Genomic DNA, 6,330 nt, shown 5'->3' with positions numbered 1-6,330 from the left:
ACGAGGTGAGCGGTGATCTCCCGGGCGGCGGCCACGTTGTCGATCGCCACGTGGTCGGCCGGGCCGTGGTCCACCCGCTCGCCGAGCAGCACCATCGGCGTGCCGTCCAGGCCGGCGAGGTCCTCGGCGGTGAGGGCGAGCGGGCTGAGGATCAGGCCGTCGATCATGTGGTCGCCGATGCCGGCGGCGGCCACCCGCTCGCGTTCGGCCCCACCGCCGGTCTGGTCGATCAGCACCGTCCAGCCGCGTTCGGCGGCGGCGGTGACGACGTGCCGGGCCAGTTCGGCGAAGTACGGGATGTCCAGCTCCGGCACGGCCAGCGCGATCACGCCGGTACGCCCCTTGCGCAGGTTGCGGGCGGAGAGGTTGGGCCGGTAGTTGAGCTCGGCGATCGCCTCCTCGACCCGGGCCCGGGTGTCCGGCCGGACGTGCAGGTAGCCGTTGACCACGTTCGAGACCGTCTTGACCGACACGCCGGCCCGTTCCGCGACGTCCTTGAGCCTGTGTCGCACTGGACTTCCTCCCCGAGTTGCTGCCCGAACCTTACCGTGTCACGACCGCATTACAGCCCCTTTACAACGTTGCTTACAACGTTGTAGAAACCATGGATACCGGTGACCACGGTCACCGGGAACCGGCAACAGGAAAGGTGGCACTCCCCTTGCGGACCGCGCAGCTCACCATCGACCCCGCCTTCGCGATCGGCCCCGCTGACCGGCGGCTCTTCGGCTCCTTCGTCGAGCACATGGGGCGCTGCGTCTACGGCGGGGTCTACGAGCCCGGCCACCCCACCGCCGACTCCCGCGGCCTGCGCGGCGACGTGCTCTCGCTCACCCGTGAGCTGGGCGTCTCCGTGGTCCGCTACCCGGGCGGCAACTTCGTCTCCGGCTACCGCTGGGAGGACGGCGTCGGCCCGGTCGGCGACCGCCCGCGCCGCTCGACCTGGCCTGGAAGACCATCGAGACCAACGCCTTCGGGCTGGACGAGTTCATGACCTGGGCCGCCGAGGCCGACGTCGAGCCGATGATGGCGGTCAACCTGGGCACCCGGGGCGTCCAGGAGGCCTGCGACCTGCTGGAGTACGCCAACCACCCGGGCGGCACCCAGCTGTCGGACCTGCGCCGCAAGCACGGCGCCGAGGAGCCGTACGGGGTGCGGCTCTGGTGCCTCGGCAACGAGCTGGACGGCCCGTGGCAGGTCGGCCACAAGACCGCCGACGAGTACGGCCGGCTCGCCGCCGAGACCGCCCGGGCGATGAAGATGATCGACCCCTCGATCAGCCTGGTCGCCTGCGGCAGCTCCAACCGGCGGATGCCCACCTACGCCTCCTGGGAGGCGACGGTGCTGGAGCACACCTACGAGCACGTCGACTACATCTCCGCGCACACCTACTACGACCCGTCCGACGGCGACCGGGCCAGCATCCTGGCCTCGGCGGTGGACATGGACAACTTCATCCGCGAGGTGGTCGCCACCGCCGACCACGTGGCCGCCAAGCAGCGGCACCGGCGCAAGCTCAAGGTCTCCTTCGACGAGTGGAACGTCTGGTACGAGTCCCGGCTCAAGGCCGACCTGGACCGGCGCGGCTGGGTCGAGGCGCCCGCGCTGATCGAGGACGACTTCACCGCGGTCGACGCGGTGGTCGTCGGTGACCTGCTGATCACCCTGCTCCGGCACGCCGACCGGGTCGGCGTCGCCTGCCAGGCGCAGCTGGCCAACGTGATCGCCCCGATCCGCACCCGCACCGGCGGGCCGGCCTGGCGGCAGAGCATCTTCCACCCGTTCGCCCTCACCGCCCGGTACGCCCGGGGCACCGTGCTGCGCACCGAGCCGGTCACGCCGGACTACGAGACGAAGCGGTTCGGCGCGGTGCCGGTGCTGGACACCGTGGCGGTGCACGACGAGGAGTCCGGCGAGCTGACCGTCTTCGCGGTCAACCGGGGCTCGGACGATCTCCCGCTCGACCTCGACCTGCGCGGCCTGCCCGGCCTGCGCGGGGTCGAGCACCTGAGTCTCGCCGCCGGGAACGACCCGGAAGCGATCAACACCGAGGCCGAGCCCGACCGGGTGACGCCTCACGCACTGCCCACCCCCACCCCCGACGGCGGTCGCTGCACCGTACGCCTGCCGGCGGTCTCCTGGAACGTGCTGCGTTTCGCGTCGCGGCCCTGACCAGGGAATACTTTATTCCGTCCCCCAAGGAGAAACCCGCATGATGCAGAACGAAATGAGCCGCCGGCGGCTGCTCGGTCTCGGCGTGGGTCTCGGCGCGGCCGCGTCGCTGACCCTCGCCGGCTGTGGCGGTGGCAGCGCCAGCAAGTCCACCGCCACCGGCAACGGCGGCAAGGAGTACACCGGCCCCAAGGTCTCGCTGAACCTGTGGAACGGCTTCACCGGCGGCGACGGCGACATCTTCAAAAAGCTGGTCGAGCAGTTCAACTCCGAGCACCAGAACATCGCGATCGCGGTGAACACGTACCGGTGGGAGGACTACTACAGCAAGCTCCCCGGTGCGGTCTCCAGCGGCTCCGGCCCGGACATCGCGGTCATGCACATGGACCAGCTGGCCACCTTCGCCGCCCGTGGCGTGATCACCGAACTGGACGACGTGGCCAAGGCCCTGGAGCTCAGCGAGGGCGACTTCGCGCCGACCGTCTGGAAGGGCGGGCTCTACAACAACAAGCGGTACGGCATCCCGCTGGACATGCACCCGCTGGGCTTCTACTACAACAAGGCCGTCATGCAGAAGGCCGGCCTGGACCCGAACAAGCCGCCGACCACGCGGGACGAGTTCACCGCCGCGCTGACCGAGCTGAAGAAGTCCGGCGTGCAGGGCTTCTGGATCAGCCCGTTCCAGTTCACCGGCGGCATGACGTTCTACTCGCTGCTGCACCAGTGGGGCGGCACCCTCTTCGACGCCGAGGTCGCCAAGGCGACCTTCAACTCCGACCCGGCGGTCGAGGCGTGCACCTGGCTGGTCGACCTGATCAAGCAGGGTCACTCGCCGTCGAACGTCGGCCAGGACGGCGACTACCTGGCCCTGAAGAGCGGCAAGAACGCCTTCAACTTCAACGGCATCTGGCAGATCAACGACATCGCCAAGGACCCGAGCGCGCAGATCGGCGTCGCCGAGCTGCCGCAGCTCGGCAGCCAGAAGGCCGCCTGGGCGAACTCGCACAACTTCACCATCGTCAAGCAGCGCAGCGCCGACAACAACAAGATCTCCGGCGCGAAGGTGTTCATCAACTGGCTCAGCGAGCACTCGCTGGACTGGGCGAAGGGCGGCCAGGTTCCGGCCCGCAAGGAGGTCCGGGAGGGCGCCGAGTTCAAGGCCATCCCGAACGTCGCCACGCTCGCCCCGGAGCTGGAGTACGCGGCCTTCCCGCCGGCCGCTCCCGGGTTGGGCGAGGTGATGACCACCTTCTACACCTCCTTCAACGAGGCCGCGCTGGGCAAGAAGTCGCCCAAGCAGGCCCTCGACGACGGCGTGGCGAAGGCGAACAAGCAGCTGGAGGACAACCGCAAGAAGTACGGGAGCTGATTTCCCGTGGCGGACGTGATCGAGGTCGGGGCGGCGCGCAAGGACGCGCCGCCCCCGGCGGGCGGGAAGAACCGCCGGGGCGCGACGGAGCGGGGCAGCCGCGCGACCCCGTACCTCTTCCTCGCGCCGTACCTGCTGCTCTTCCTGGCGTTCGGGCTGCTGCCGATCCTTTTCGGCGTCTGGCTGAGCGTCCACCAGTGGGACCTCCAACTGCCCAACCGGCCCTTCGTCGGGCTGGACAACTACCGTGACCTCTTCGACAGCGAGTCGGCCATCTACGGCGACTGGTGGTCCAGCGTCCGCGCCACCGCGATCTTCACGGTCTTCTCGGTGCCGCTGCTGGTGGTCGTACCGCTGGGGCTGGCGCTGCTGCTCAACCGGTCGTTCCCGGGGCGGACGTTCTTCCGGGCGGTCTACTTCGCCCCGTACGTGCTCGGGGTGGCGGTGATCGGCCTGCTCTGGCGCTTCCTGCTCGACGCCAACCTGGGCCTGGTGAACCGGCTGCTCGGCGCGGTCGGCCTGCCGTCGGACACCCCGTGGGTGACCGACGTGCCGTGGGCCTGGGTGTCGCTGGTCGGGGTGACCGTCTGGTGGACCTCCGGGTTCAACGCGGTGATCTACCTGGCCGGCCTCCAGGACATCTCGCCGGAGCTCTACGAGGCGGCGCGGATGGACGGGGCGAACGCCTGGGACCGGTTCCGCAACGTCACCCTGCCCGGGCTGCGCCCGGTCATGCTCTTCGTGCTGACCACCACGATCCTCGCCTCGGCGAACGTCTTCGGGCAGTCGTTCCTGATCACCCAGGGCGCGCCGGGCCAGCAGACCCGCACCGTGGTCTGGCGGATCGTCGACGAGGGCCTGCGGGACAACGACGCCGGCCGGGCCGCGGCGATGAGCATCATCTTCGCGCTGGCGCTCACGGTGATCAGCATCGTCAACTTCCGGTTCTTCCGGTACCGGGAAGACTGAGGGGCCGACATGACGACTCTCCGCCGCTTCACGCGCTACGCGGTCCTGGTGCTCCTGACCCTGGTCTTCCTGACCCCGCTGGTGTGGATGGCGATCACCTCGGTGAAGACCTACGGCGACGCGCAGAAGATCCCGCCGAGCTTCCTGCCCAACCCGTTCTCCACCTACGGCTACGACCAGATCCTCGGCAACACCTCGAACCCGGTGCTGCGCTGGTTCGTCAACAGCATGCTGGCGGCCGCCCTGCACGCGCTGCTGGTGCTGGTGACCGCCTCGATGGCCGCGTACGCGCTGGCCCGGCTCCGGTTCCGGGGCCGGGGGGTGAGCTTCGCGCTGATCGTGGGGACCCTGTTCATCCCGCCCACCTCGCTGATCATCCCGAACTTCGTGATCGCCGACCGGCTCGGCTGGCTGGACACCCTGACCGTGGTGATCGTGCCCGGCGCGGCCAGCGCCTTCGGGGTGTTCTTCCTGCGGCAGTTCTTCCTCAGCATCCCCGCCGAGCTGGAGGAGGCGGCGGTGCTGGACGGCGCCAACCACTGGCAGATCTTCACGCAGGTGCTGCTGCCGCTCTCCAAGCCGGCCCTGGCCACGTTGGCGGTGCTGTCGTTCCTGACCAACTGGAACGACTTCCTCTGGCCGATCTACGTGCTGTTCAGCCCGGAGCGGCTGACCCTGCCGGCGGGCCTGGGCCTGCTCCAGGGCGCCTACGTCAGCGACTACCCGGTGATCATGGCCGGGGCGGTGCTGGCCAGCGTGCCGGTGCTGATCCTCTTCGTGGCGGCCCAGCGGCACATCATCCAGGGCGTCTCGCGCAGCGGCCTGAAGGGATGAACGCCGGGCACACCCGGCTACGCGGTGCGGCGGCGGTCCTCGCCGCCGCACTGCTCGTCGCCGGCTGCGGCGAGAACGATGCGGACGACCCAACGAGTACGCGGAGCGACCCGAGCATGTTCACCAACCCCGTGGTACGCGCCGACGCCCCCGACCCGCAGGTGATGCGGGTCGGGGACGCCTGGTGGCTGTTCCACACCAACAGCGGCGGCCGCAACGTGCCGGTGCGGCGCTCGGTCGACCTGGTCGACTGGAGCGAGGCCGAGGACGCCCTGCCCGAGCTGCCCGACTGGGCGGACCCGGGGAAGACCTGGGCGCCGGAGGCGATCCAGCTCGCCCCGGACCGGTTCCTTCTCTACTACACCGTCGCCGGCCGTGATTCCGGCCGGCAGTGCGTGGGGCGGGCGGTGGCCAGCAGTCCACAGGGGCCGTACCGGGACGACTCGACGGAGCCGTTCATCTGCCAGGCCGAGCTGGGCGGGGCGATCGACGCGAGCCCGTTCCGGGACACCGACGGCAGCCTCTGGCTGGTCTGGAAGAACGACGGCAACGCGATCGGGGTGGACACCTGGCTCTGGTCGCAGCGCCTCTCCGACGACGGGCTGAAGCTCGTCGGCGAGCCGACGAAGCTGTTGAAGCAGACCGAGCCGTGGGAGGGCACCCTGATCGAGGGCCCGTTCTTCCACCGCCACGACGGGCGGTTGTACCTCTTCTTCGCCGCCAACGCGTACGACCGGGCCACGTACGCCGAGGGCTACGCGGTCTGCGAGAGCCCGAGCGGCCCCTGCGTGAAGGCGACCGAGAACCCGATCCTGAAGACCAACGAGGTCGCCTCCGGCCCCGGCCACGCCTCGATCGTGGTCAAGGACGGCCGGACCTGGCTGGTCTACCACGCCTGGCCGCCCGGCCAGGAGGGCAGCACCGACCCCGGCCGCCAGGTCTGGCTCGACGAAATCACCTGGGAGAACGGCAAACCCGTCGTCAAG

At 69.8% G+C, this 6,330-nt stretch carries 5 protein-coding genes and 1 pseudogene; 5 read left to right on the top strand and 1 reads right to left on the bottom strand.

Annotation, left to right across the window (positions count from 1 at the left end; genetic code table 11):
• Positions 1–512 (bottom strand): LacI family DNA-binding transcriptional regulator (locus tag JNW89_RS24125; RefSeq protein ID WP_238450615.1); only part of this gene is annotated, 512 nt, incomplete at its 3' end.
• A gap of 149 nt (positions 513–661) precedes the next feature.
• Between JNW89_RS24125 and JNW89_RS24120 the strand changes: the two are divergent.
• From JNW89_RS24120 to JNW89_RS24100, 5 genes and pseudogenes are all read left to right on the top strand, one after another.
• Positions 662–2,172, top strand: a pseudogene (locus JNW89_RS24120) (alpha-N-arabinofuranosidase).
• A 40-nt stretch (positions 2,173–2,212) separates the two neighbouring features.
• Positions 2,213–3,541: an ABC transporter substrate-binding protein gene (locus JNW89_RS24115; protein WP_238450614.1), complete on the top strand. Its 1,329-nt coding sequence runs from the start codon at positions 2,213–2,215 to the stop codon at positions 3,539–3,541.
• Positions 3,542–3,547: 6 nt separating this feature from the next.
• A complete protein-coding gene (locus JNW89_RS36910) occupies positions 3,548–4,510 on the top strand; it encodes a carbohydrate ABC transporter permease (RefSeq protein ID WP_238450613.1) in 963 nt (320 codons plus the stop codon).
• Between the two features lie 9 nt (positions 4,511–4,519).
• Positions 4,520–5,344 carry a carbohydrate ABC transporter permease gene (locus JNW89_RS24105; RefSeq protein ID WP_238450612.1) on the top strand — a complete coding sequence of 275 codons (825 nt, stop codon included), beginning with the start codon at positions 4,520–4,522 and terminating at the stop codon, positions 5,342–5,344.
• On the top strand, positions 5,341–6,330 hold a 990-nt coding region (locus JNW89_RS24100; protein ID WP_238450611.1), incomplete at its 3' end, for a glycoside hydrolase family 43 protein. The genes JNW89_RS24105 and JNW89_RS24100, both read left to right, overlap by 4 nt.

This window comes from Micromonospora sp. 4G55 (assembly GCF_016803375.1).
This window is presented reverse-complemented; position numbering and strand designations above follow the sequence as displayed.

What these genes read in the sequence shown, in the direction of transcription:
- JNW89_RS24105 (WP_238450612.1), top strand. Translation starts at nt 4,520, where the DNA reads ATGACGACTCTCCGCCGCTTCACGCGCTACGCGGTCCTGGTGCTCCTG.
- JNW89_RS24115 (WP_238450614.1), top strand. Translation starts at nt 2,213, where the DNA reads ATGATGCAGAACGAAATGAGCCGCCGGCGGCTGCTCGGTCTCGGCGTG.